The following is a 744-nucleotide window of genomic DNA, read 5'->3' as shown; positions in this document are numbered from 1 at the left end:
AAGTTGACTTTAACGAGTTCTTACTTAACGCTGTGGAATGTGGTTTGATTAATCTTGATACAGCTTTAATTTTTAAAGGAGAATAAAGAAATGAACAAAGAACATATTTTAGCACAAAAAGAAGTATTAACTCCAATTGAGTATGAACACTATATTAAGCACTTATTTGATATCGGAGAACTAAGCAAAGAACTTTATGTTGAATTGAGTTCTGATTTATGAGCAAAGCTTTAGCGATTGACTTTAGTACTTCTAATACTGGTTATGCGTTTCGTAATCCTTTAACAAATGAGTATGTAGTTGGTTCAATAGCAGGTGGTAAAAGCAAAGACCCTTTGGAACGTGCAAAACAAATTGCTGACGGCATAACAGAAGTCATTGAGCATTATAACTTATTTGATTATTTTATTTATATTGAAGAACCTATCATCACGTTCAAGTCTAAAGGAAATATCTCATTGATTAGGGCTAACGGTTCTTTCTTAGGAGTAATGCGTAATCGCCATAATATTGGATATGTTGATGTAAGTAATTCAATGTGGTGTGGTTATCACTTAATCAAAGGTAAAAGCAAAGCAAGAAAAGAACAAAGCATTGATATTTTAGAAAGTTATAATATAGTCCCTAAAGACAAAATCAATGACGACATGGCAGACGCGTTCTGTATCTTGCTCTATGTAGAAAGTCAGGAGAATATATAATGATTGTAATTAATATTGCCTTGATTATTCTTGGCATTTTATA

At 31.7% G+C, this 744-nt stretch carries 2 protein-coding genes; both read left to right on the top strand.

Annotated features, from left to right (window positions below; translation table 11 throughout):
* Positions 1–90 precede the first annotated feature (90 nt).
* Complete coding sequence (locus tag FDW96_RS25540; RefSeq protein WP_256376116.1) at positions 91–222, top strand: hypothetical protein; 132 nt, start codon at positions 91–93, stop codon at positions 220–222.
* Complete coding sequence (locus FDW96_RS12780; protein ID WP_036849875.1) at positions 219–701, top strand: hypothetical protein; 483 nt, start codon at positions 219–221, stop codon at positions 699–701. The genes FDW96_RS25540 and FDW96_RS12780 overlap by 4 nt, the downstream gene beginning before the upstream one ends.
* The last annotated feature ends 43 nt before the right edge of the window (positions 702–744 follow it).

This window comes from Citrobacter sp. TBCS-15, assembly GCF_005280815.1.
Taxonomy (GTDB): domain Bacteria; phylum Pseudomonadota; class Gammaproteobacteria; order Enterobacterales; family Enterobacteriaceae; genus Citrobacter; species Citrobacter werkmanii.
The sequence above is the reverse complement of the archived record's forward strand: the minus strand, read 5'-3'. Positions and strand labels throughout refer to the sequence as shown.

Bases quoted from the DNA above. Each gene is read 5' to 3' on its own strand.
- FDW96_RS25540 (WP_256376116.1), top strand. From the start codon at position 91: ATGAACAAAGAACATATTTTAGCACAAAAAGAAGTATTAACTCCAATT.
- FDW96_RS12780 (WP_036849875.1), top strand. From the start codon at position 219: ATGAGCAAAGCTTTAGCGATTGACTTTAGTACTTCTAATACTGGTTAT.